We start from the raw sequence: 24,193 nt of genomic DNA, 5'->3' as shown, positions 1-24,193 counted from the left end.
AAAAATGATAGCTTATTTTAAAATAGCTTCAATTCCTGGTAATGCTTTTCCTTCTAACATTTCTAACATTGCGCCACCACCTGTAGAAACATAACTTACTTTATTACCAAAACCAAATTGTTTTACAGCCGCTACAGAATCTCCTCCTCCAACTAAAGAGAAAGCACCATTTTCAGTTGCTTTTGAAATAGCGTTTCCTAATTCAATAGTTCCTTTTGAAAAATTTTCTAATTCAAAAACACCTAAAGGTCCGTTCCATAAAATAGTTTTTGATTTTGCTATTACTGCTGCAAAATTTTCTGAAGTTTTTACTCCACAATCAAGTCCCATCCATCCTTCAGGAATTTTTGTAGTATCTACTGTTTGCGTATTTGCATCATTCGAAAAAGCATCAGCAATTACAGCATCAACAGGTAAGTGAATTTCTGTATTTTTTTCTTTTGCTAATTTCAAAATAGCCAATGCTAAACTTAATTTATCATCTTCAACTAATGAATTTCCGATGTTTCCGCCTAGAGCTTTTATAAAAGTAAAAGTCATTCCACCACCAATAATAATATGATCTACTTTTTCAATAATATTTTCAATAACTCCAATTTTAGATGATACTTTTGCCCCTCCTAAAATAGCAGTTACAGGTTTTTCCGCATCATTTAAAACTTTATTAATACTTTCTATTTCTGTTGATAATAAATGTCCAAAACATTTGTTATCAGTAAAAAATTGCGCAATTACAGCCGTAGAAGCGTGCGCTCTGTGTGCTGTTCCAAAAGCATCATTTACATAAATATCTCCCCAGTTTGCTAATTTTTCAGCAAAGGCAACATCTCCTGCTTTCTCTTCAGGATAAAAACGTAAATTTTCTAATAATAAAATTTCTCCATTTTTTAAATTAGCAACTTCTTGTTCAACTTTATCTCCGATACAATCGTTAACAAATTTTACTTGAACACCTAACGTTTTAGTTACTTCTGCTACAATATGACGTAATGAAAAGGCATCTTCTTGTGCTTTAGGACGTCCTAAATGCGACATTAAAACACAGCTTCCACCATCTTCTAAAACTTTGATAATGGTTGCTTTTGCTGCTTGAATTCTGCTAGCATCCGTTACTTCAAATGTATCATTTAAAGGCACGTTAAAATCTACACGGATTAAGGCTTTTTTATTTTCGAAATTAAAATCGTTTAATGTTTTCATATTTTTTTTAAAGTGTGTTCGTTTTTGTTATCTACAAAAATAATTATTTAAATCTGATTCGTTTGCACTATTTAGCTTTTCAAATAGATATATTTGTAATTGTTTATTATTTTGATATGAATACAACCTGCGTAAAAGTAACTGCTGAAAAACTAAATTTACAAGAATGTTATAATTTTGTAGAAGATTCCGCTTGCGGTGGAATTGCTGCTTTTGTAGGTACAGTAAGAAATACTACACAAAATAAAAATGTAACACAGTTAGATTTTTCTACCTACAAACCCATGGCAATTAAAGAAATGCAAAAAATTGCCGATTTAGCACTCGCTAAATTTAGCATCAAAAAAATTGCGATTCATCATGCCGAAGGAATGTTGCAAATTAAAGATATTCCTGTAATTATTACCGTTTCTTCTCCGCATAGAAACGCTGCTTTTGATGCTTGTCAATTTGCTATTGATACATTAAAAGAAACCGTCCCTATCTGGAAAAAAGAATATTTTGAAGATGGAGAGGTTTGGGTAAATGCACATCCTTAATACATAATTTTATTAATAAGGCAAATCAGCAGGTTCAATAAAATCAACTTCAGGATTATATATTTCGATTAAAAATGTTTTTATTTCATCCATAAAATCAGCTAATTTCTCTTCGGTTATTTGATTATCAGGAGTTCTGTAATTACTTGAAAAATTCATTTTTAAAAACCCCGCATTTAAGTTTTTAAAAGAGATAATTCCTGCTTCTAAATTGTTTGAAAAATCAAAATTATTCGTTTTAGTATATAAAAAAGCATACAACATTACTTGAATTGCTTTATGATGTTTTAAATCTCGAATATTGGTATAATCAGTGGCTTTCAGTTTAGCTGCATCTACCATTCCTGTTTTATAATCTATAATTCGAATAACGCCATTTAACTCGTCTATTCTATCTACTTTTCCGTGTATTTTTATAGGAAAATCAATTCCTTCAACCATAATTTCAGTAGCTAAAAAATCTTCTACTCCTATAATTTTTAAGCGATTATTCTCATCCTTTAACAAGTCTTTTTCTTTGGATAAAAAATTTTCAACAAAACGATTTGCTACTTCAAAAATCAACCTATTTTTTCCTGTCGAAATATTTCCATTCTTAAAATGTTTCGAAAAGTAATAAATCACTAATTTTTTTGTTTTAACTTTCATTTTATCAATATCAGTAACCGATAAAAACGCACCAATATAGGGGGTGTACAAAGCATCTAAAACATCATGAACTACATTACCCATCGTATTTGAAGCAACAGTTTCTTCAACATTTTCAAACTCGTTTATCTTTAAAATTTTCTGCTTATAAAACGCCATCGGATTGTATAAATAATTGGTTAAAGCCGATGGAGATATTCCTTTTTTAGCGAGTTCTCGCAAACTTTCTAAAGCCTTTTCATCTTTTTTAATTTCTTTTAATTTTACAGGCGATGTTACTAATTTTGGGCTGATTGTTTTTTCGGTAATATCATTTCGCATCATTTCTAATTGTGTTACAAAACGACTTTTTTCACCACTTCCAAAAACATCATGTTCGGTATTATATAGGATAAAAATATTTTTAGCGCGTTGTAGTAATCTGAAAAAATGATATGAAAAAAGTGCATCTTTTTCTTTGTAAGTAGGCAAACCGAATTCAATTTTTACATCAAAAGGAATAAACGTATTTTGCTGACTACTTGCAGGTAATACGCCTTCATTTACAGAAGTAATAATTACGTTTTCAAAGTCTAACATTCGAGTTTCTAAAACTCCCATTAATTGTAATCCTTGCAGTGGTTCTCCTTGAAATGATAAACTTTCCGATTGAATTAATTGTTTAAAAAACTGATGTAAGGTTTTTAAATCTTGTACATAATTAAACTCGTTATGTAAGTTTTGTAATTGTGTAAAAGCCGTATAAAAACGGAATAAATACTCTTTTTCTAAATCGTTTGCTCTATCTTTTAAAACATTTATTAATTGTAATATTCTAGATAAAAATTCTGATATCGTTGAAAATTTTGAAAAAACAAGCCCAATAATTTGTTTGATTTCATCATCTAAAGGCGCTAAAAAATCATTGATTTTAGATCGACTTATAAACGTATTATTTTCTGTAACAATAGCTGATGAAATAATATCTGCAACATTTTGAAGGTCATCAATTTGCAATATTTTATAAATAGCCGCATCTTTTACAAAACGAACAACATCTTTATGATAAAATAAATTCTCGGTTTGTTTTTGTAATTTTTCTTGATTATTAAACAACTGAAAAATAGCAAAAATTAAAGTCGTTGTAGGAATATCTTTTAGCGGATATCCCATAGTAATATTGATTGCCTTCACACTTTCTGGCAATGAATTTAAGGTAATCGGCAGTAAAGTTTCATCAGCCAAAACCAAGGCGGTATTATTATGATTTGGTAATTTTGCTAAAATTTCACCCGCATGTTTTATTTGTGTAATATTTTTTGAAGCACCAATTACTTGAATATTCTTGGCTTCAGCAAAGTAATTTTTAATGGTTTCGAGCTTATTCCCTGTACTTTTTTCGTAATATTTCCAGTTTTTCTTATACTTTCTTAAAAAACTACCTGCTTGATGATTTGTTTGATAAAATGATTTATCTACATCCCAATATACCTTGGTATTTCCTTCGGATAAAAAAGCTTGAAATAAGAATTCTTCTGCCGTATTTAAGGCATTAAATCCGATGAAAAAATATTTTTTATGTTGATTTTTTTCTAAAAAACCAGCTACTTTCTTCGTTGCTTCTCGATATAAAACACCTTGATACCCTATTTCATTTTCCAATAAAAATTTATAAAAAACGGTATAAAATTTCTCTAATCGCTCTATAAAAGAAAAGTGATCTTTTATCAATTCTGTTTCTTTAAATTCTCCTTTTACCGACCATTTTTCTAAGCGATGAATATCTCGCAAATACACGAAAATTTTAGTCGGATCAATTAAATGCTGATCAATTTCATTAAAATCGGTTAAAACAGTAAAAGCCCAAGTAGAAAAAACATCAAACGAATCTGGTTTTTCTTCAGCTTCTTTATAAATCGTGTAAAAATGAAATAATAATTGTACCGAATCTACTTTTGTAATTTCAGAAATATCTTCAACAAGATCGCCAATATTCAAAACTTCAGGCAAAAAACCTGCAAAAATTTTATCTTTAAATGTTTGTTTTACAAACACTCCTGCTCTTTGAGATGGAAGAATAAATACAACATCTTCAAATGATTTAGTGGTTTCTAAAATTGCCGCTAAAGTTTCAGAAATAAACGAATTCATAGCTTTTTTTTTAATCAACCCAAAGTACAAATTTTATCTTATTTTTGATAAGAATAACAACTTCATTTTTTGAATAATGAATACGCATAATAAACTTAAAACAGTACTTGTACAATCTGATATTGTTTGGGAAAATCCTACGGAAAACAGAAATCTTTTTGAAGAAAAAATAAACAAAATTTCTTCGGATATCGATTTAATTATTTTACCAGAAATGTTTACCACAGGTTTTAGTATGAAAGCACATTTATTAGCCGAAACCATAAATGGTGATACTGTAAATTGGATGAAAAGACTATCCAAAGAAAAAAATTGTGCGATTACAGGAAGTATTATTATCAAAGAAAAAGCCTTTAATTCCGAAGAAAAAGAGCTTTATTATAACAGATTATTATTTGTGCATCCTTCAGGTAAAGTTGATTTTTATGATAAAAAACACTTATTTACCCTTGCTGGAGAACAAAAAATATTTACCGCTGGTACTAAAAAAAGTATCGTTAATTATAAAGGCTGGAAAATTTGTCTGTTAATTTGTTATGATTTACGTTTTCCTGCATGGGCGAGAAACACTGATAATTACGATGTATTACTATATGTAGCAAGTTGGCCAAGTTCAAGAATTGACGCTTGGGATACTTTATTAAAAGCGCGTGCCATTGAAAATATGAGTTATACCATTGGTGTAAATAGGGTTGGAACGGATGCTAACGGACATCAATATAACGGAAATTCTGTTGGTTATGATATGCTTGGAAATTGCATTGATAAAAATAATAACGGAGAAGAAATTTCATTATCAATTACTTTAGATAAAGAAAAACAAACTGAAATTCGTAGTAAATTTGGTTTTTTAAATGATAAAGATGCGTTTGATTTTAATTAATTTTCTCAATGATTTTTTGATGATTTTTTGATGATTTTTCAATAAAAAAAAAGCAACCCTAAGATTGCTTTTTTTATTTAATATTTATTTTTTATGCTGGAATCATCCATTTAAAATTGAATTTAGTATCAGGAATTACCATTCGTTCTGTAATTCGATACATTCTGTCTGGTAATTTCATTAAATAATCACGGGCTTTTTCAGCTTCTGGTGTTAAACCTGTAATTTTATCAATTTCCCAAGCAATATTTAATTTTTTAAGAATATCTACATAATCAAAACCTGTATAAACGCCAACTCTTTGTGCTACGGTTGAAAAATCATCAAACAAACTTCCTTTTGCTTCAAAAGAATGTCTTAAATGATAGGCTGGCATTACAATTTTATGCTTCATCATGTGTTGAAAAGCTAACATCATTTCACTAGGGTCGATGGCAAAAATTTGCTTGATAAATTCAGTATATGCTAAATGATGACGCATTTCATCTCCAGCGATAATTCGAGACATTTTAGCCAACGATTTATGCCCTTGTTTCTTTGCTATTTTTGCCACATTCAAGTGTGAAATATAGGTTGCTAATTCTTGAAAACTTGTATAAACAAAGTTTTTATACGGGTCACTAGCGGTTCCAATATCAAATCCATCGGTAATTAAATGCTGTGTGGTAATTTCAACTTCACGCATATTTACACGTCCTGAAAGATATAAATATTTGTTTAAAACATCGCCATGACGGTTTTCTTCTGCTGTCCAAGCACGAATCCATTTTGCCCAGCCGTTATCGGGGTGTTGTGTAACTCCGTCTAAATCTAACAACCACGATTCGTAGGTTGGCAATGCTTCTTCTGTAATAGTATCGCCTACTAAAACCACCCAAAAATCATCGTCTAATTCTTTTGATAATTCTCTGATTTCTTCTACTTCTGATATAAAATTATCTTTTTGTGAGTTTGGTAAAAAATCGGTTGGTTGCCAAATTTTTTCAGCAGGGATTAAAAATTTATCTACGAAAATATCAATGTTCTTTTCGAGCGTTTTCATTACTTCCTTTCGGATGTTTTGTATTGACATAATATATAGTTGTTTGTTTTGTTTCTATTTTAGTAATCGATTGCTTCTTTAATGGTGCTTTCCACACTGTTTATCAATTCATTAAAAGGCAAGCTATTTACTTTTATTGGCGCATGTGTTTTAATTTTGATAGGACTTCCTAAGCCTAATGGAAATTTCCCATATTTAAACACTTTCCATGAATTATTGATTGTTAATGGAACAACGTAAGCTTCGGGATTGTATTTTGCAATCATTTTTAAACCGTTTGGTGAAAATGATTTTGGCACACCTGTTACGCTTCGTGTTCCTTCAGGAAAAATAGCAGCAGACCAGTTATTTTTACCAATAGTTTTTGAGAAATTTGCCAATTCGGTTAAAGCTTGTCTTGGGTCTTTTCTATCGATTAAAGCTGCACCTCCGTGTCTTAAATTAAAAGAAATACTAGGGATGCCTTTTCCTAATTCTTTTTTAGAAACAAACTTTGGATTGTTCTTTCTAAAATGCCAAATAATCGGCGATATGTCAAAGGTACTTTGATGGTTTGATACAAATATTAAGCTGGTATTTTCTGGCAGTTCTTGCTCATTTTCGACAAGTACACGAATTCCTAAAACTAATAATGATTTAATTAAAAACCAATTCATAATATTCACCACCTTTTGATGTCCTTTTTGCCCAAATAACTTTAAGCTCAACCATTGTATTGGATGGAAAATTAGTAGCAACGAAAAGAAGACTACTGCAAATATTGAAGAGATAATATAACTTATAAATTTCATTAGTATTGTAGTTTAGTAGAATACAAAAATAAAAAATCCCACGAAAGTGGGACTATATATTTCAATTAAAACGAATTAAGTACTATTACATCCAATTATTCCAAGGGATTCTTGATAGTATTACTACTAATGCTAACCCATAAAAGATGGCAAAGGTTTTAAATTTGTCTTCACTTTTTACTTGTTTTTTATGTTTTGACCATCCTACAGTAATTAATACAATAGCGATAATCATCATTAATGGATGCTCTAGCGCTAACAAACGAGCTGATGAATCTCCCATTACTGCTTTTGTATCTGATATTAAGGCTTTAAACCATGGCGACATAAAATACCAACCCAAACCGATTAACAACTGAATATGCGTGGTTATTAAAGTAAATAAGCCTAAACGAAATTCGTTGTGTGTAAATTCTTTTTTCTTAACGAATCCTATAATGGCATTTACTACGGTATAAATTAATATCGCTAGCACTATATATGCCCAATAAGAATGTAATGTTTTCATCATGATGTTTTTGTGTTAATTTTTGTTTTGTTGCTGGCAAATTTAGTGAATTTTACTCATAAAAAAACCACCTCGATTGAGGTGGTTTTGAAATTGTATTTTATGAAACTATTTTATGCTTCTTCTTTTTGAATAACATAAACAGCGCCTTGTTTTACAAGTTTCATTGTAAAAACTTTATTAGCTCCGTCATATACTGAATAAGAAACAATATATTTTTGACCTTCAAGATCTGTAGGGAAATTGTTTAATAAAATTGTATTAATTTTATCTAAACGAACAGCTTCTGTTTCGTCATCTTTACCTGCTCTTACATCAAAGTTATTATATCTGTCATTACCAATTAAAGCGTAATCAGCTCCTGTTAAAGTATATTTGATAGTATTATCAGGAACCCAATTAGTTCCGTCATGCCCAAACTTAACTGTTTGTTCAACAGTATTGGTATATTTAGCCCAGTTGCTTCCATCAAAGATGAAATAAATTACTGAACTATCTGTTACACCACCACCAAGATACATGTTGTACATAAATCCTTGAATAGTTCCTGCTTCTTTTGGCTCGTATTTATATTTATCTAATAAAAATACTGGAATTTTAGCATAGGCTTCATCTTTACTAGAAAAATTAGGATGAGATTCCCCCATTTGCTTGTATTCTTCTTTTGAAAAACCTGTTACTAATTCCCAAGCACCATTGTTAAATAAGAAACCGTTGTTAAGAGTTGAAACAGATCCTGAATAATATTTATACGTTAAAGAAACTAATAATCTGTTTGCAGGGTTTGTATATTTACCGTTTAAAAAATCAGTAATATGAGAAAACTTACTAAAGTTACCATATTTCTGTCCTGCTTCAGTATAATCTGCTTTTGTTACTTCATAGCTTTCTAAACTTTTTTCATTATTTTTCTTGCTATAAACTTTAAAAGTTACTACTGCTGATGATTTTTTTCCAAAAACAGGATACTTGTTTGCTAAAAATGCAGGTAATTCTGCTTTTGCATCTGCTTCCGAATTAAAGTTAGGGTATTTAAAACCTAATCCTCCTTTTGTAATTTTGTTTGTATAATCGGCATCTTCAAGAGTATACTCTACATCTGCTACAATAGCGTTTTCTTGTGCGTCAATTTCAGCGTTGATGTCTTCTAATGGTTCACATGAAGTAAAAACCATTGCAAAAACTGCTACTAATAAAAATATTTTTTTCATGATTCTATTTTTTAAAATTTAACTTTTAATCCTAAACTAAATGTTCTTCCTGCTCCGTAATATACCGTAGCATCTTCTGCTGTATGATTTGATCCATCAAAAGCATCTGAAATATATTCTGTATCCAAAATATTATTTAATTTACCATTTAAAGTAGCGTTAAAGTCTCCTATTTTAAATCCATGTCTAAAACCTAAATCAAATAAATGATAATTTGGCATTTTCCAAGAATCTTGTCTGTCGGTACTTTCGCTTATATTCATTCTAGAATAGATATCACCTGCATAATTATAATCAACAAAAAACTTTGTCTTTTTAATTGGCTCATACGATAATCCTGCGGCATATGTAGTTTGTGCTGCATCATTTACTTTTAACCCTTTTGCGTTAATTTCTTTTTCATATCGCTGATCTCCTAATTCATTTTCAATGATTCCTTTTACATCACTTTGCCATGTCCAGTCTCCAAGAGATGCCATACCTGTTAACTTTAACTTATCTGTTACTTTATAAACAAAGTCAAATTCTACACCTTGGTGTAATGCATCTAAACCTGTAAAGTTACCATACAAACGTTCATCTGTAACACGGTCTACAATAGAGCTGGTAACCGACTTGTCTAACCAAGAAGTTCTATAAACATTTAAATTCGCTGAAAAAATTTCCGATTTAAAACCGTACCCTAATTCTGCACTAAATACTTTTTCGTTAACAGCTTCTTTATTGAATTCATTATTTCTTTGATTTGTAAATACGGCATTCATAAATGGTGCATTTGATAAATACCCGATGTTTCCGAATACGTTATGCTTTTCATCTATATTATAATTAACACCACCTTTGTTACCAAAACCAATAAAATTATAATTATCAGACATTCCTAAAGCATTCATATTTTCTTCTTTACTGTAGTTTGTATTTGATACAGAAGAAGAGAAAAATGCTGATAAATCTCCATTAGAGTATTCTAATTGTGTAAATACTCCGTTACGTTTTACATAACCATCGTAATCTTTACTAAAACGATCACCAACTTTTAAGGCTTTGTTATTGTTTAACCAATAGTCACCTCCTAATAAATCATTTACTTCATAATAATGAGAACCTACATAATATCTTGCGTCTAAACCTCCAGAGAAAGTAAATTCTTCATCGATATCATATTTTAAGGTAGATAATACCCCGTACCATTTATGATCGTTCATTGAAGATGTAAAAACATTAGAAGCTCCATTTACCCCATTTGCAATATTTTCTTGAACAATTTTATCATAACCGATAGGTTGATCAACACCACCTAATCTGTAATTATCAAGTTGACTAGCACTAAACGCATCTCCTTGAGTTCTTCTACCTCCTCCTGAAGCTACAGAAGCGTACAAAGCAGTAGTTACAAATGCTTTCTCTGAAATAGTCCAATCATGGTTTAATGATAACTGAGGTTTGTGGTAAAAGTTATATGCTGAATTTTCAACTTTTCCATTTCTATATCCCCAGTCTGAATTAAATCTTCTTCCTCCCTGTTCGGTATTTCTATTAAATTTAATAGATTTTCTATTATAACGTTGCCCGTGCTCTTGTTTTGCACCAAATCCTGTAAAAGATAACTTATGTTTAGCGTTTATACGTTTTGAGATATTTAAAAAGTAATTGAATCCTTCAAATTGCGTACCGTCTACGTATCCGTCTCCTGACATTTTATTTAAAGAAGCAGTAACTGCTAAACCATCATCAGTTAAACCTGTAGAAAGCGTCATTCCATATTTAAGGTACCCATCATTCGCTACTGAACTATTAATACTTCCACCTTTTTTAACATCAGTAGATTTTGTAATGATATTAATCGTACCACCAATAGAAGGCACAGCTACTTTAGAAGCACCTAACCCTCTTTGAACCTGCATTGCTGCAGTTACATCTGATAAACCAGCCCAGTTAGACCAATATACCTTACCACTTTCCATGTCATTAATAGGAACTCCATTAATCATAACCGCTACATTTGCAGAAGCAAAACCACGTAAATTAATTCGAGAATCTCCATAACCCCCTCCTGTTTTGGTAGCATATACTCCAGGAGTAGATTTTAAAATTTCAGGAAATTCTTGTGTTCCTAATTTTGCTTGAATATCAGCAGCTTTAAGTGTTGATACTGCCACTGGTGTTTTTCTACCAACCGCAAAAGATGTTGCTGTAATTACAACTTCGTTTAAAACATTTGAAGGCGCTAATTTAATAGTTCCTAAATTACCTTTTGAAGCTGTATAAGCTATTTTTTGATTAACGTAACCAATAAATGATACAACTACAACTCCTGATTTCGATTTAGCGCTTAGCTTAAAATTTCCATCAAAATCTGTTGCTGTTCCGTTGGCAGTTCCTTTAACGATAACACCAGCTCCAGGAAGGGGTTCTCCCATTTCGTCAACTACCTTACCGATAAGTTGAATTTGTCCTAAAACCGTTGCCGCTACAAAGAACAGCGCTACTAGTAAAACATTTTTAATTTTCTTCATTTCTAATCTAAATTATTATTAAATGCGCTGCAAAGGTCTTGCTTTTACATTTTGTCAATATTAACTTAATGTTAAGCTTTTTAACAAGAGTTAACTAATAATAAAATAAACAAAAAGTCTATAAATAACACTTTTACTAATTAATTAGCATTTTTTTTGCTAATTCTTTACCTAACTCAACCCCAAACTGATCATATGAAAATATATTCCACAACACTCCTTGTGTAAAAATCTTATGTTCGTAGGTTGCAATAAGCATTCCTAATGATTTTGGTGTTAACTTTTTAAAGAGAAATGAAGTACTTGGTCGGTTACCTTCAAAAGTTTTGTAAGGTAATAATTGATTTATTTTAGCTAATTTATTTGCTAATTTTAATTCTAAATGTATTTCCTGTTTTGTTTTACCGTATGCCAAGGCATCCATTTGAGCATAGTAATTAGCCATTAATTTTTTATGTTGCGCTGTTAAACCATGTAACGGTTCTTCAAAGCCAATAAAATCGGCAGGTATTAATTTTGTTCCTTGATGTAATAACTGCATAAAGGCATGTTGAATATCAGTACCAGTACCTCCCCAAATAACACCACTTGTTTGATAGTTGATTTCTTGACCGTTTCTGTCAACACTTTTACCGTTACTTTCCATAATTGCTTGCTGTAAATAAGCAGGTAATTTACATAAGTACTGGCTATATGGTAAAATAACTTCGGTTTCTGATTTAAAAAAATTATTATACCAAACACTTATCAAGGCTAATATTACAGGAATATTTTTATCAAAATCGGTTGTTTTAAAATGCTCATCAACCTTTTCGGCACCATTTAATAATTCTTTAAAATTATCGTATCCGATAGACAAACTAATTGATAAACCAACAGCTGACCATAAAGAAAACCTACCGCCAACCCAGTTCCACATCGGAAAAATATTCTCTTGATTAATTCCAAAATCGATTGCTTGCTCAACATTAGACGACACCGCCACAAAATGCTTAGAGACATCCGTGATTGCTGCCGATTTTAAAAACCAATCTCTAATCGTAGTTGCATTTGTAATGGTTTCATCAGTCATAAATGATTTTGAAACTATTACAAATAATGTTGTTTCAGGATCAAGCTTCTTTAATACTTCAAATACATGATCTCCGTCTACATTTGATACAAAATGTGAGTTCAATGTATTGCTGTAAAATTGCAAGGCTTCTACCACCATGCTTGGTCCTAAATCAGAACCTCCTACGCCTATATTAACAACATCGGTAATTGGTTTGCCTGTAAAACCCTTCCAGTTTCCAGAAATTACAGCATCACTAAAAGCCTTCATTTTACTTAATGTGGCTTGTATTTTAGGCTTTATATCTTCTGAATCAACTAAAATAGGCCTGCTTGAATTGCTTCTCAAAGCTGTATGTAATACTGCTCTATCTTCTGTTGCGTTAATTTTATCACCAGAAAAATATTTAGAAATTGCGTCTTTAAGTTTTGTTTGTTCAGCTAATAAAACTAATAAATCAATGGTTTCTTGAGTAATGTGATTTTTTGAGTAATCAACCTTAAAGTCATCTAAAGAAATAGAAAACTGTTCTTTTCTGTTTTTATCTTTTTTAAAAAGCGTTTTTAACTCATACTGCTTTGCTTGGGTAAAATGAGCTGTTAATTTTTTCCAAGCATCAGTTTGCACTGGGTTGATGTTTTGTAAAGGCATAACATATCGCTAATTTTTTCTTTCGTTAGAAGAAGTATAAATGGTATCTTTTTGAATTAAACTTATAGCATCTAATTTTATTTTCAAGGGCTTTATAAACTCAAAATATCTTGGTTTAATTTTAGCATCTAAAGGTTCGGCTGTTGGAAGTTTTTGACGAAAAGGGTCTACTTGTTTACCATTTTTCCAAAAACGATAACAAACATGAGGACCACTAGTATTTCCTGTCATCCCTACCCAGCCAATAATAGCACCTTGTTTTACATAATCGCCAACCTTAACATTTCTTTTTTTCATATGCAAATACTGTGTGGTGTAGGTAGTATTATGCTGAACTTTCACATAATTTCCATTACCACCTCGCCTTGCAGATGCGATAACAGTTCCGCTTGCAGTAGTCATTATTGGGGTACCATATTTTGCAGCAAAATCAGTTCCTTTATGTGGGCGTACCCTTCCATAAAGTGCAATTTTTCTTCTTAAATTATAGCGTGATGAAATTCGATATTGAAATTTAATGGGCGATTTTAAAAATGCCCTACGAAGCATATTTCCATTTTCGTTATAAAATTCAGGTGTTTTAGAAATAGAGTCACCTACAAATTTATAGGCATATAAGTTTTCTCCTTTATGATTAAAAACAGCTGCTTTTACTGCGCCGTAACCAACAAAAGTAGTATCATTAATAAATTTTTCATCATAAATTAATTTAAAACTATCGCCTTTTTGTAAGCTATAAAAATCAAGGGTCCAAGCATAAATATCAGCAACCGTATTGGTTAAACTCGCTTTTAAGCCTAAACTATCCATAGTTACCGATAAATTTGATGAAATTTTACCTGAAACCTGTTTTTCTATGGTTGTAATTTTTTTATGAACCTGATAAGCTGATATTATTGAATCGTTAAAATTGATGATTGTAGCATCGACTTTATTGTGTTTATAAATAAAAACACGGGCTTTTTGCAAAGAATCTTTTGAGGTAAGAACCGTATATTTTTTACCTGAACGAATGCGTCGAACATCAAAAGTATCTTTAATAGTCGTTGCTATTTTATTAATTTTAGGATACAATACATGATGACGATCTAAAATAACACCAAAACTCTCTCCTTTTTTTATGGTGTCGTTAACTATTTTAAAATTATCTAAATTAAAACCATAAGCGTAAACAGCTTTTGGTTTTACTATTTCAACAGGAAGTTTTACCTTTTTTTCAGTAGCTGTTTTACAAGAGAAAAACAAACAACAGGCAAGTAGTAAATGAATATATTTTTTCAAAAAAAAGTAATTTAAATTTATGTGTACCTGCAAAAATACAAATAAAAACTATCCCTTATTACACTTTAACAATAAGTAAACAACTTATTGTTTTGAGTCCAAAACTGTTTTGAATGGATTTGCTAATCCTTTATAAGCAGAAAGCTCGGCACGAAGTGAACCTACAGCTAAAGAGGCTTTTATTTTTACAGGAATTTTATTTTCATCGGCGGTTATCCAAACGGTAACACTTTCTTGCGCTTTAAATACACGCCCCGCTTTTACAATGGGTCTAAATTTTTGAGTTTTTACTTTTCCAAACTTTGTTTTTATTGTTTCATTTCCTAAAAAACGCAATTTAAAAGGATAGGTATGGTTGTCAAAAAACATATCAATTTTTATCTCTTCTCCTTTTTTCATGTTTTTAGTGTTGTAACTTCTTAAAAAATAAAAAGAAGAAATCATATCTTGCACATTTACAGCCCTAATTAGTGTGTCTTTTTTGTTTCGAAAATTTTGAACATATGCCGTGTTTTTTTCGTGATTAAAAGTTATTTGTTTGTGTTTTTTATGTCCTCCTTCGTTTATTTTCCTTTTAAAAACATAGGGTTTTCCTGATTTTTTATCAAAATAAGATTGATAATCATCATTCACCTCAAAAAACCATTTAATCATACCGGTAGTCCAACCCTTGCCGGTTGCGTGAAATATTTTTTGCCCGTTTAACGCTTCTTCTTTTAAAGATAAAGTAGCGGTTCCTGCTTTAAAAAAACCACTATAACTCATTTTAAACGCAAGAAATTCACCATCTTTAAACGGTGCATTTTTTTGTTGACCAAAAGCAAATAGGCTAAAAAATAATACGGAAATAACTAAAAAATGGTTTTTCATAATGTTCAAACTTGTGTCTAAAGTTAGACAAATACTGTTCCAAAAAAAAAGACTGTTTGAATTTAAAATCCGAACAGTCTTTTTTTTATTTATTTTATGATTTTTTAAAGTATTAAATCCTTAAAAAATACCCCAATTTTTTAATTCTTCTTCGCTCCATAAATAAGGGAAAAATATTCTTCGTTGGTATTTTGGGTGCATGTATTTACGCCAATTACTTCCGCCTGTAGCTTCTAAATCTTTATCGCCACCACCTAAATATTTTCCTGCAGCATTATAATGTGCCATCACCCATTTTATATTTACCGTATGGTCATAATGACGCATTGCGGCTATTAATTCAGGGTCATTTTGAGCTTCTTTAGGTAATTCTTGAAATTTTTTAGATAAATTACATTCTTTATAATCTTCCATAAAGTCTATAAAATCACCCATATATTTTTTTTCAAACAAGCGTAATAATGTTGATTTTTTACCTGTTTTATAATCTTTCCCTGCCGCTTGCCAATATAAATGATCAAAGGCATTTTTTAAAGATGATTCTCTATCAATCGTATCTCTAAAACGTGCATCGATTAAATTAATTAGCTCTGTAGATGCAAATTCAATTTTACGATATTGCGCACTTTGATACCCACTTGCTGGCGCTAAAGTATTTCTAAATTTCAAATACTGATCTACATCCATTCCGTCTTGCATTACGCTAAAAGAATTGCATAGCATGTCAAAATAACGACTCACACGCATTAGGTGTTTTGAAAATTTCTGAGCTGTAATAACTTCTTTAGCTAATGAAATTTGATCAATTTCCCACAAAATCATTTTAAATAACAACTCATTTACTTGATGATACATGATAAAAACCATTTCATCTTTTTGAGTTGTTCTAGGAATTTGTAAACCTAACAAAGCATCGGTTTGAATATAATCCCAATAGGTAATTGGAATACCATGAAGTAATCCTTCTAGTAGGGTTTCTAACGGAACACCTATTCTTTTAGACTTTTCTTCTATTGCTTTTAAAATTTCTTCTTTATTCATTTTTATATTTTATATAAAAATTAGTATTAAAAGAACCATTAAAATAAGCTGTTTAACTTATTATAATGGCTCTTGATTTATCTATATTATAATTAGATTCTAATTATAAGGTTCCTCTTTTTGATTGTTCTCTTTCTATTGATTCGAATAAGGCTTTAAAATTACCTGCTCCAAAACCTTTAGCACCCATTCGTTGGATGATTTCAAAAAATAACGTTGGACGGTCTTCTACTGGTTTTGTGAAAATTTGTAATAAATAACCTTCTTCATCGGCATCAATCATAATTGATAATTCTTGTAATTTAGAAATATCTTCTTTCATCATGCTCATGTGTTCGCCTAAACGCTCAGGAATACCGTCATAATATGCCTGTGGTGGTGGCGGTAAAAATTCTATTCCGTTTGCTTTTAATTGCGATACTGTTTTAATAATATCATCGGTAGCAACTGCAATATGTTGTACGCCTTCGCCTTCGTAAAAATCTAAATATTCTTCAATTTGTGAACGTTTTGCAGCTTTTGCAGGCTCGTTAATCGGGAATTTAATTCGACCGTTTCCGTTACTCATTACTTTACTCATTAAAGCCGAATATTCAGTGTGAATTTGCTTGTCATCAAAAGATAAAAAATTAACAAATCCCATAACATCTTCGTACCATTTTACCCAAACGTCCATTTGATTCCAACCTACGTTTCCTACCATGTGGTCGATATATTTTAAACCTGCACTTGGCGGATTATAATCGGATTTCCACGCTGTAAACCCTGGCAAAAATACACCTTTATAATTCTTACGCTCTACAAAGATATGAACTGTTTCGCCATAAGTGTAAATACCTGCACGAATTACCTCACCATGTTCGTCTGTTTCAACGGTTGGCTCTAGGTATGATTTGGCACCTCTTTTAATAGTTTCTTCGTATGATTTTTTAGCATCTTCTACCCATAATGCTACTATTTTTACGCCATCGCCATGTTTTACAATATGGTCGTTAATTGCTGACTTACTGTTTAATGGGCTTGTTAATACTAAACGGATTTTATCTTGTTTTAACACATAACTTACCGTGTCTTTTGAGCCTGTTTCTAAACCTTTATAAGCATGTGACTGAAAACCAAAAGCTGTTTTATAAAAATGTGCCGCTTGTTTTGCATTTCCAACATAAAATTCTACATAATCGGTTCCTAAAAGTGGTAAAAAATCTTGTGCTCCTTCGAATATTTTTTCTAAACCGTAATTTACTGATGTTACTTCTTTTTTACTCATGCTTTATGTTTTTATAGACTTCACAGGTTTTAAAAACCTAGGAAATCTTTTATTTTTAATAGATTATTATCTTTTTATATAAATGATAAATTATTAAAATAATACTAAACTTCGTAGATGAGTTTAGCCCTGATTGAACGGTTTGTTTGAGCTCTTTTTTTGATTTTTTTTCAAAAAAAAGCGAGTAGTGAAAGCAGGATTAGCTTCTAATAATTATTTTTATAAATCTGATTTTAGTGTTCTAACCACGATTTATAATAATTTTCATCGGCAATTTTCATGGCTTCTTCGGTAACTTGCAAGGGTTTAAAAGTATCAACCATAACGGCTAATTCTTCGGTTTTTGTATGCCCAATACTTCTTTCAGCGGCTCCTGGATGTGGTCCGTGAGGAATTCCTGCGGGATGTAATGAAATATGCCCTTGGTCGATGTCGTTTCTGCTCATAAAATCGCCATCAACGTAGTATAAAACCTCATCAGAATCGATATTACTATGATTATATGGGGCAGGAATTGCATTTGGATGATAATCGTATAAACGAGGCACAAAACTGCAAATTACAAAGGTGTTTGTTTCAAAAGTTTGATGCACTGGTGGCGGTTGATGCACACGTCCTGTGATAGGTTCAAAATCGTGAATTGAAAAAGCGTATGGGTAATTATAACCGTCATAACCAACCACATCAAAAGGATGTGAAGCGTAAATCATTTCTATAATTTCGCCTTGTTTTTTTACGTTGATTAAAAAATCGCCAAGTTCATTATGGGTTTCTAATTCTTGTGGTCGGCGGATGTCTCGCTCACAAAAAGGGGCGTGTTCTAATAATTGCCCAAAATGATTTCGGTATCTTTTTGGCGTGTAAACAGGCGAATAAGATTCGACAATAAAAAGTCGGTTATTTTGATCATCAAAATCTAGCTTGTAGATAATACCTCTTGGAATTACTAAATAATCGCCATATTTAAAGTTGATATTCCCTAGCATGGTACGTAACTTTCCTGTTCCTTTATGGATGAAAATTACCTCATCGGCATCAGAGTTTTTATAGAAATAGTCTGTTGTTGATTGCTTTGGCGCTGCTAAAATAATATTACAATCGGAATTTGTTAAAACGATTTTTCTACTTTCTAGATAATCATTTTCGGGGGCTACCTGAAACCCTCTAAAACGATACGATTGGATATTATTTGCTTTGGCGATTTTTGGCTTTACCGAATATTGCCTGCGAATTTCTTTGACCATAGTTGGTCTAAATTCGTGGTAAGAATTTGTTGACATTCCATCAAATCCTATTGTTCCAAATAATTGTTCGTAATATAAGCTTCCGTCTTCTTTGCGAAATTGGGTGTGGCGCTTGGGTGGTATGTTCCCTAGTTTATGATAAAATGGCATAATTTTAATGTTTTAAATTAATAGATTATTGTAATAATTACAGTGCGCTATTAATTTTATTCAGGATTACGCTTTATCAGATATTTTAAATATGATAGCAGGTCTACATACATTTTTTGTGTTTTTAAGATGCTTTTTACAAATATACAGTATTTATAAAAACTATGTAAACACAAAAATCCGTCTTAAAATAGGGCGTTTTCAATCAATCCAATCTTTGGTGCGTGCTACTGCTTTTTGCCATTTTGAATATAATTTGTTACGCTTTTCTAAACTAAAAGTAGGCTGAAAAATTTCAGAAGTTTTTCGTCTTCTTAAAATACCTTCCTGTTTCCATAAACCAACACAAATACCTGCTAAATATGCAGCGCCCATAATAGTGGTTTCAATAATTTCGGGGCGTTCAACTTTTACGTTTAAAATATCCGCTTGAAACTGCATTAAATAATTATTTGCACTTGCGCCACCATCTACTTTTAATGATGTTAATGTAACTTGGCTGTCTTTTTGCATTACCGCTAAAATATCTTTTGTTTGGTAGGCAAGGGAATCTAAGGTTGCTTTTATCAAATGATTTTTACCTGTGCTATGCGTTAAACCAAACACAGCGCCACGGGCATACATATCCCAATAAGGAGCGCCCAAACCAGCAAAAGCAGGAACTACATAAACAGGATTTTCATCAGTAATACTTTTTGCATAAATTTCACTTTCGGCAGCGGTTTCAATTATTTTTAAACCGTCTCGCAACCATTGAATTGCCGATCCTGCCACAAAAACACTTCCTTCAAGGGCGTAATATATTTTATTGTCAATTCCCCAAGCAATTGTAGTTAGTAATCCATTTTTAGAATATTCAAGGTTTTCGCCTGTATTGATTAGCATAAAACAACCAGTTCCGTAGGTGTTTTTTGCAGCGCCTTTTGTAAAACAAGCCTGCCCGAAAAGTGCTGCTTGCTGATCGCCTGCAATTCCTGCTATCGGAATTTTATAGCCCTCTAATTCATAATCGCCAAAATGATGAGAAGACGGTTTTACCACTGGTAACATTGACATAGGAATATCAAGGGCTGCTAGTAGTTTTTTATCCCAACATAAATTTTTAATATCGTACAACATCGTGCGAGATGCATTGCTGTAATCGGTGGCGTGCACCTTACCCTTAGTAAGATTAAAAAGTAACCAAGTGTCAATAGTTCCAAATAATAAATCACCTTTTTCGGCTGCTAGCTTTGCTCCTTGAACATTGTTTAAAATCCAATGTATTTTTGTTGCCGAAAAATAACTATCAATAACCAAACCTGTCGTTTTACGTACATGGTTTTGTAGTCCTTTTTCTTTTAATTTTTCACAAATATCCGCTGTTCGTTTGTCTTGCCAAACAATAGCATTGTAAATAGGTTTCCCAGTGTTTTTACTCCAAACTACGGTAGTTTCTCGTTGGTTTGCAATACCAATACCCATTATTTCTGATGGATGAATTCCTGCTTTTTTAATCGCTTTTTTTAAGGTAGAAAGTTGTGTTTTTAAAATTTGTTGAGCATCGTGCTCTACCCTGCCCGATTTTGGAAAAACTTGCTCAAAATCTTGCTGATCCATTGCTACAATAGCCCCGTTTTCGTTAATAATTACCGAACGAGAACTGGTAGTTCCTTGATCTAAGGCAACAATATATTTAGCCATTTAAAATTTGTATAATAAAATGAAATAGCAATCTACAATTTAAAGTTTGGCTATTAAAAAAAAAGATAAATTTTAATAAGAAGTCTCATTTTTTTTATGATAAATAGTATTGTTATTCACAAAAAAACCTCTCAGAGTAAACTGAAAGGTTTTTTAGCTTTTTTCTTTTTCAAAATATTTCCCCAAATAATATTGAATTCTACTGCAAATATACAAGCACTTTATTAACTTAAAAAAGGGATTACCGCAATAAAAAATGTAGATTACCGCAATATTCTAATCTAGAATACCTAAAACCTATCTTTTTAGCTTTTTCTATCGTAAACAGTAATATTATTCACAAAAAAACCTCTCAGAGTAAACTGAAAGGTTTTTTAACTTTTTTCTTTTCAAAATATTTCCCCAAATAATATTGAATTGTACTGCAAATATACAAGCACTTTATTAACTTAAAAAAGGGATTGCCTTAATAAAAAACGCAGATTACCGCAATATTCTAATCTAGAATACCTAATTCTTTTGCTTTTAACACTAAATCAGTATTATTATGAGCTTGTAAATCTCCTCGAAGTTTTGCTAATTTGGCTTCTATAGACCTTGTTTTAACTAAAGATCCATCTGCTTTTTTTATAACACCTTCTAAATTGGTAATTTTAGTATGTTTTGGCAATTCTTTTAATATTTGAATAGCTACCTCATCCATTTGAATTTCAATTAAAGCTCTTTTTGATAGCTTTTGATGTATTTCATGTGTATAATATACCTGATCTTTTAGCATTTTTTTTATAGCAAATGTTAATTCATCGGTAGTACAACTTCCTTTTAAAATATAGGCATTAGGATTTAAATTATGAATAACATTAAAAACCCGATTGGTTTCAAAATGCCCTGTAATAACACCTGTTTTAATAGCTATATTTTCTTTTTGAATGGCTTTTATTAAAGCTTCGCCACCATCTAATATTAGACTTCCTTTTGTATCTTCAAAACTTAAATCAGTAAAAACAATATCAAAAGGCGCGCTGTGAATTGCTGTTTTTATTTTAGAAAAAGCATCATCGCAACAATTAGTTGTTTCTATAACTAAATTATCAATGTTTTTTAGGCAGGAGAGTATTCCTTCGAGTATTAATTGATGATCATCAACTAAGAGTATTTTTGTTGGTTCAAGCATTTAGGGGTATTTGAATACTAGTTAAGGTTCCAGTGCCTACTTCACTTTTTATATGTAGAGTTCCGTTTAACTCTTCAATACGTTCTTGTAGATTCTGTAAACCAATTCCTTTTTTGTTGATATTGGCATCAAAACCAATGCCATTATCTTTAATTTGTAAAAATACATGATTTTTATGTATTGCAAATGTTATTATTACTTTACTAGCTTTTGCATGTTTTTTACAATTTTGGATAGTTTCCCGTACACTTAAATACAATAATCTGTTAATAGCGTTATTTAATTCTTGCCAATTATGTTCCTTTAAACCTGTAACACTTATTTTAAAATCAAATTCAAAATAATCACTTATCAAATTAATTATTTGATCTTTAAAAGACACTTTATTAAAACTAACACTACTTAATTGATGCGATAAATTTCGAACATTTTCTTTAACGGATTCTAATTTTTCAGCTTCTTCTACTAAATTAGATTTTTTTAATTTTTGATGTAATAAACTTAAATCACCCGCAACTTCATCGTGTAATGATTTTGCAATTTGTTGTCGCTCGTCTTCTCGAGCAGTTATTCTTTCTAATTGTGCTTGATATAGTAATTTTTTCTTTCTAGAAAAGAAGAAGAATATACTTAAAATAAATAACAAAATAGCACTAGCAGCTGTTAACTTACCAATAGTTCGTTGTTGTTTATGATACACTATTTCTAGTTGTTTACTTTTATTTTCTGTTTTTAAAACCTTATTTTCTGTTTCTTTTTTTTCAGTTTCATACCTAATTTTAGCAAACTGATTTTTTAATCGACGTTCTTTTTCAAATAAACTGTCATTAAGTTGTATGTATTGTTGTAAATATTTTTTAGCTTTTTGTCCTTTACTAAGCTCTGATAAAAGTTTTAAACATTCTAAAACTTTTTTATTATTTCTTGTTTTTCTAGCTAGTTTTAATCCAATATTTGCGTGTTTTTCTGCTAGTGTATAGTTTTTGTTTTTTATATATGCTTCTGCTAAAAAAGTGTGAGAAAAACTTTCTGCATAGGCATTTTTAAGTTTCTTTCTACTTTTTAAAACTATTTTATATCCTTCTATTGCTTTTTTTGTATCGCCTTGCAAAAAATAAATGGACGATAAGTTCCCTAAAAAAGATTGATAATTTTTAGGATATTTTATTTCTAAACTATCCGTATGCAAACCCTCTTCAAATAACGAAACTGCTTTTTCATAATCACCTTGATCTTTATAGGTCATCCCTATATTACTCAAAAGATTTAAATATTTTTTTTCTCTTTTGCGTTTTACCTTATTATACTTAACAATATTTTGAGCTTTGTAATAATAGGTTCGAGCTTCTTCTGGTCTTTTTAAACTCGCTAAAGTGTTTCCTAAGGTTTGATATAAAGAACTTAAAGTTCGATATTTTTTTAAAGGCTCTATATATTTTAACCCCTCAACTGTAGTTATTTCACAGCCTAAGAAATCTAGCTCTTTTACCTGAAGAATTGCCATAGACAAAAGCCTTCTACCTATTTCAGCAGAATCTTTTAAAGCGATAGATATATTCTTTGATTTATGATAATAGTAAAAAGCACTGTCTAAATTATTTTTTATTTTATGGTTTAAAGCTGCAAAATGATAGGCCTTTGCTAAAGATAAAGAGTCTTTTTTTAGTTCGTAATGTTTTAATAATTTGTTCTTTGAAAACGTTAGCCCCAAAGTATCTTTACTAAAATAGCTTTGTTTACCATAGGTCATGCTTGTTTGCTTTAAAAGCGAGTCTTTTTTTAAATCATCCGAAAGTATCACTGCTCTTTTGAGGTATGATAATTTAGTAATTCCTTTAACCTTTTTAGCATTCTTTAAATAAAAAGAAATAGAATCTTTTTGCTCTTGCGAGCAAACAAAAAACGTAGTCAGTAGTAAGAAAAAAGCAAGAATTTTTTTCATAAAATAAAAGGGGATTTATTTTTTTTTGAGAAACAAAGCTAAGACATTTTCTCAAATAAATTCCAAATTACAATACCTATTGTAACCGATATATTTAAAGAGTGTTCTCTTGAATTTATCTGCCAATAGCTTTGCGGAATTTTAAATAATTCTAATGATGAGAATTGTAGGTGATAAGCTCTAACTAAGTGTAAATTTTATCTAAAAAAGTTTTATAGTAAAAAATAGAATTCGAACATCTCCGTCAACCTGAATTTATTTCAGGTTCGCATCCTGATTTGCCGTAGTTATCCTATTGATGCGATGCTGAAATAAATTCAGCATGACGAGAATCTGTTTAAAAAAATACTTTCTTTAAAATTTAAATA

General features: G+C 30.8%; 18 protein-coding genes. 2 read left to right on the top strand and 16 right to left on the bottom strand.

The features are described from left to right. Positions 1–12: 12 nt before the first annotated feature. The gene (locus DPIF8902391_RS00520; protein ID WP_172504730.1) at positions 13–1,200 is read right to left on the bottom strand and encodes a phosphoglycerate kinase; all 1,188 of its coding nucleotides are present in this window, start codon (positions 1,198–1,200) and stop codon (positions 13–15) included. 116 nt (positions 1,201–1,316) lie between these two features. On the opposite strand from DPIF8902391_RS00520, the gene DPIF8902391_RS00515 reads away from it, so the two are divergent. Continuing rightward, on the top strand, positions 1,317–1,739 hold the full coding sequence (locus DPIF8902391_RS00515; protein ID WP_172504729.1) for a molybdenum cofactor biosynthesis protein MoaE: 423 nt from the start codon (positions 1,317–1,319) through the stop codon (positions 1,737–1,739). Between the two features lie 12 nt (positions 1,740–1,751). On the opposite strand, the gene DPIF8902391_RS00510 is transcribed toward DPIF8902391_RS00515, so the two are convergent. After that, entirely contained in the window at positions 1,752–4,517 is a 2,766-nt protein-coding gene (locus tag DPIF8902391_RS00510) for a PD-(D/E)XK nuclease family protein (protein ID WP_172504728.1), read from the bottom strand. A gap of 76 nt (positions 4,518–4,593) precedes the next feature. Between DPIF8902391_RS00510 and DPIF8902391_RS00505 the strand changes: the two genes are divergently transcribed. Further along, positions 4,594–5,400, top strand: a complete 807-nt coding sequence (locus DPIF8902391_RS00505) for a nitrilase family protein (protein ID WP_172504727.1) — start codon at positions 4,594–4,596, stop codon at positions 5,398–5,400. A gap of 91 nt (positions 5,401–5,491) precedes the next feature. On the opposite strand, the gene DPIF8902391_RS00500 is transcribed toward DPIF8902391_RS00505, so the two are convergent. From DPIF8902391_RS00500 to DPIF8902391_RS00435, 14 genes are all read right to left on the bottom strand, one after another. Further along, positions 5,492–6,472 (bottom strand): acyl-ACP desaturase, encoded by a 981-nt coding sequence (locus tag DPIF8902391_RS00500; protein ID WP_058884077.1) that lies wholly within the window; start codon positions 6,470–6,472, stop codon positions 5,492–5,494. A 29-nt stretch (positions 6,473–6,501) separates the two neighbouring features. Next, positions 6,502–7,233 carry a lysophospholipid acyltransferase family protein gene (locus tag DPIF8902391_RS00495; protein WP_172504726.1) on the bottom strand — a complete coding sequence of 244 codons (732 nt, stop codon included), beginning with the start codon at positions 7,231–7,233 and terminating at the stop codon, positions 6,502–6,504. An 85-nt stretch (positions 7,234–7,318) separates the two neighbouring features. Beyond that, positions 7,319–7,741, bottom strand: a complete 423-nt coding sequence (locus DPIF8902391_RS00490) for a hypothetical protein (RefSeq protein ID WP_058886201.1) — start codon at positions 7,739–7,741, stop codon at positions 7,319–7,321. A 113-nt stretch (positions 7,742–7,854) separates the two neighbouring features. Next, positions 7,855–8,952, bottom strand: a complete 1,098-nt coding sequence (locus DPIF8902391_RS00485) for a hypothetical protein (RefSeq protein ID WP_172504725.1) — start codon at positions 8,950–8,952, stop codon at positions 7,855–7,857. Positions 8,953–8,963: 11 nt separating this feature from the next. Continuing rightward, the gene (locus tag DPIF8902391_RS00480; RefSeq protein ID WP_058884074.1) at positions 8,964–11,468 is read right to left on the bottom strand and encodes a TonB-dependent receptor; all 2,505 of its coding nucleotides are present in this window, start codon (positions 11,466–11,468) and stop codon (positions 8,964–8,966) included. Positions 11,469–11,604: 136 nt separating this feature from the next. Then, the gene (gene pgi / locus DPIF8902391_RS00475) at positions 11,605–13,173 is read right to left on the bottom strand and encodes a glucose-6-phosphate isomerase (RefSeq protein ID WP_172504724.1); all 1,569 of its coding nucleotides are present in this window, start codon (positions 13,171–13,173) and stop codon (positions 11,605–11,607) included. Between the two features lie 9 nt (positions 13,174–13,182). After that, positions 13,183–14,454: a peptidoglycan DD-metalloendopeptidase family protein gene (locus tag DPIF8902391_RS00470; protein ID WP_101955450.1), complete on the bottom strand. Its 1,272-nt coding sequence runs from the start codon at positions 14,452–14,454 to the stop codon at positions 13,183–13,185. Positions 14,455–14,538: 84 nt separating this feature from the next. Continuing rightward, positions 14,539–15,324 carry a DUF3108 domain-containing protein gene (locus tag DPIF8902391_RS00465; RefSeq protein ID WP_172504723.1) on the bottom strand — a complete coding sequence of 262 codons (786 nt, stop codon included), beginning with the start codon at positions 15,322–15,324 and terminating at the stop codon, positions 14,539–14,541. A 120-nt stretch (positions 15,325–15,444) separates the two neighbouring features. Then, positions 15,445–16,365 carry a tryptophan 2,3-dioxygenase family protein gene (locus tag DPIF8902391_RS00460; protein ID WP_172504722.1) on the bottom strand — a complete coding sequence of 307 codons (921 nt, stop codon included), beginning with the start codon at positions 16,363–16,365 and terminating at the stop codon, positions 15,445–15,447. 103 nt (positions 16,366–16,468) lie between these two features. Further along, complete coding sequence (gene hppD / locus DPIF8902391_RS00455; protein ID WP_058884070.1) at positions 16,469–17,632, bottom strand: 4-hydroxyphenylpyruvate dioxygenase; 1,164 nt, start codon at positions 17,630–17,632, stop codon at positions 16,469–16,471. 233 nt (positions 17,633–17,865) lie between these two features. Continuing rightward, on the bottom strand, positions 17,866–19,026 hold the full coding sequence (locus tag DPIF8902391_RS00450; protein WP_058884069.1) for a homogentisate 1,2-dioxygenase: 1,161 nt from the start codon (positions 19,024–19,026) through the stop codon (positions 17,866–17,868). A 201-nt stretch (positions 19,027–19,227) separates the two neighbouring features. Continuing rightward, positions 19,228–20,709, bottom strand: coding sequence for a glycerol kinase GlpK (gene glpK, locus DPIF8902391_RS00445; protein WP_172504721.1), 1,482 nt, complete (start codon positions 20,707–20,709; stop codon positions 19,228–19,230). Between the two features lie 496 nt (positions 20,710–21,205). Continuing rightward, positions 21,206–21,883 (bottom strand): response regulator, encoded by a 678-nt coding sequence (locus tag DPIF8902391_RS00440; protein ID WP_058884067.1) that lies wholly within the window; start codon positions 21,881–21,883, stop codon positions 21,206–21,208. After that, complete coding sequence (locus tag DPIF8902391_RS00435) at positions 21,876–23,825, bottom strand: tetratricopeptide repeat-containing sensor histidine kinase (RefSeq protein WP_172504720.1); 1,950 nt, start codon at positions 23,823–23,825, stop codon at positions 21,876–21,878. Before DPIF8902391_RS00435 ends, DPIF8902391_RS00440 begins: the two co-directional genes overlap by 8 nt. Between the last annotated feature and the right edge of the window lie 368 nt (positions 23,826–24,193).

The sequence above is a fragment of the Tenacibaculum finnmarkense genomovar ulcerans genome (assembly GCF_900239495.1).
Taxonomy (GTDB): domain Bacteria; phylum Bacteroidota; class Bacteroidia; order Flavobacteriales; family Flavobacteriaceae; genus Polaribacter; species Polaribacter ulcerans.
Note: the sequence above shows the minus strand (reverse complement) of the source record. Positions and strands in the feature narration are given on the sequence as shown.

Coding starts and splice junctions, on each gene's coding strand:
- DPIF8902391_RS00520 (WP_172504730.1), bottom strand. CDS start 1,200: ATGAAAACATTAAACGATTTTAATTTCGAAAATAAAAAAGCCTTAATC.
- DPIF8902391_RS00515 (WP_172504729.1), top strand. CDS start 1,317: ATGAATACAACCTGCGTAAAAGTAACTGCTGAAAAACTAAATTTACAA.
- DPIF8902391_RS00510 (WP_172504728.1), bottom strand. CDS start 4,517: ATGAATTCGTTTATTTCTGAAACTTTAGCGGCAATTTTAGAAACCACT.
- DPIF8902391_RS00505 (WP_172504727.1), top strand. CDS start 4,594: ATGAATACGCATAATAAACTTAAAACAGTACTTGTACAATCTGATATT.
- DPIF8902391_RS00500 (WP_058884077.1), bottom strand. CDS start 6,472: ATGTCAATACAAAACATCCGAAAGGAAGTAATGAAAACGCTCGAAAAG.
- DPIF8902391_RS00495 (WP_172504726.1), bottom strand. CDS start 7,233: ATGAAATTTATAAGTTATATTATCTCTTCAATATTTGCAGTAGTCTTC.
- DPIF8902391_RS00490 (WP_058886201.1), bottom strand. CDS start 7,741: ATGAAAACATTACATTCTTATTGGGCATATATAGTGCTAGCGATATTA.
- DPIF8902391_RS00485 (WP_172504725.1), bottom strand. CDS start 8,952: ATGAAAAAAATATTTTTATTAGTAGCAGTTTTTGCAATGGTTTTTACT.
- DPIF8902391_RS00480 (WP_058884074.1), bottom strand. CDS start 11,468: ATGAAGAAAATTAAAAATGTTTTACTAGTAGCGCTGTTCTTTGTAGCG.
- pgi (WP_172504724.1), bottom strand. CDS start 13,173: ATGCCTTTACAAAACATCAACCCAGTGCAAACTGATGCTTGGAAAAAA.
- DPIF8902391_RS00465 (WP_172504723.1), bottom strand. CDS start 15,324: ATGAAAAACCATTTTTTAGTTATTTCCGTATTATTTTTTAGCCTATTT.
- DPIF8902391_RS00460 (WP_172504722.1), bottom strand. CDS start 16,365: ATGAATAAAGAAGAAATTTTAAAAGCAATAGAAGAAAAGTCTAAAAGA.
- hppD (WP_058884070.1), bottom strand. CDS start 17,632: ATGAGTAAAAAAGAAGTAACATCAGTAAATTACGGTTTAGAAAAAATA.
- DPIF8902391_RS00450 (WP_058884069.1), bottom strand. CDS start 19,026: ATGCCATTTTATCATAAACTAGGGAACATACCACCCAAGCGCCACACC.
- glpK (WP_172504721.1), bottom strand. CDS start 20,709: ATGGCTAAATATATTGTTGCCTTAGATCAAGGAACTACCAGTTCTCGT.
- DPIF8902391_RS00440 (WP_058884067.1), bottom strand. CDS start 21,883: ATGCTTGAACCAACAAAAATACTCTTAGTTGATGATCATCAATTAATA.
- DPIF8902391_RS00435 (WP_172504720.1), bottom strand. CDS start 23,825: ATGAAAAAAATTCTTGCTTTTTTCTTACTACTGACTACGTTTTTTGTT.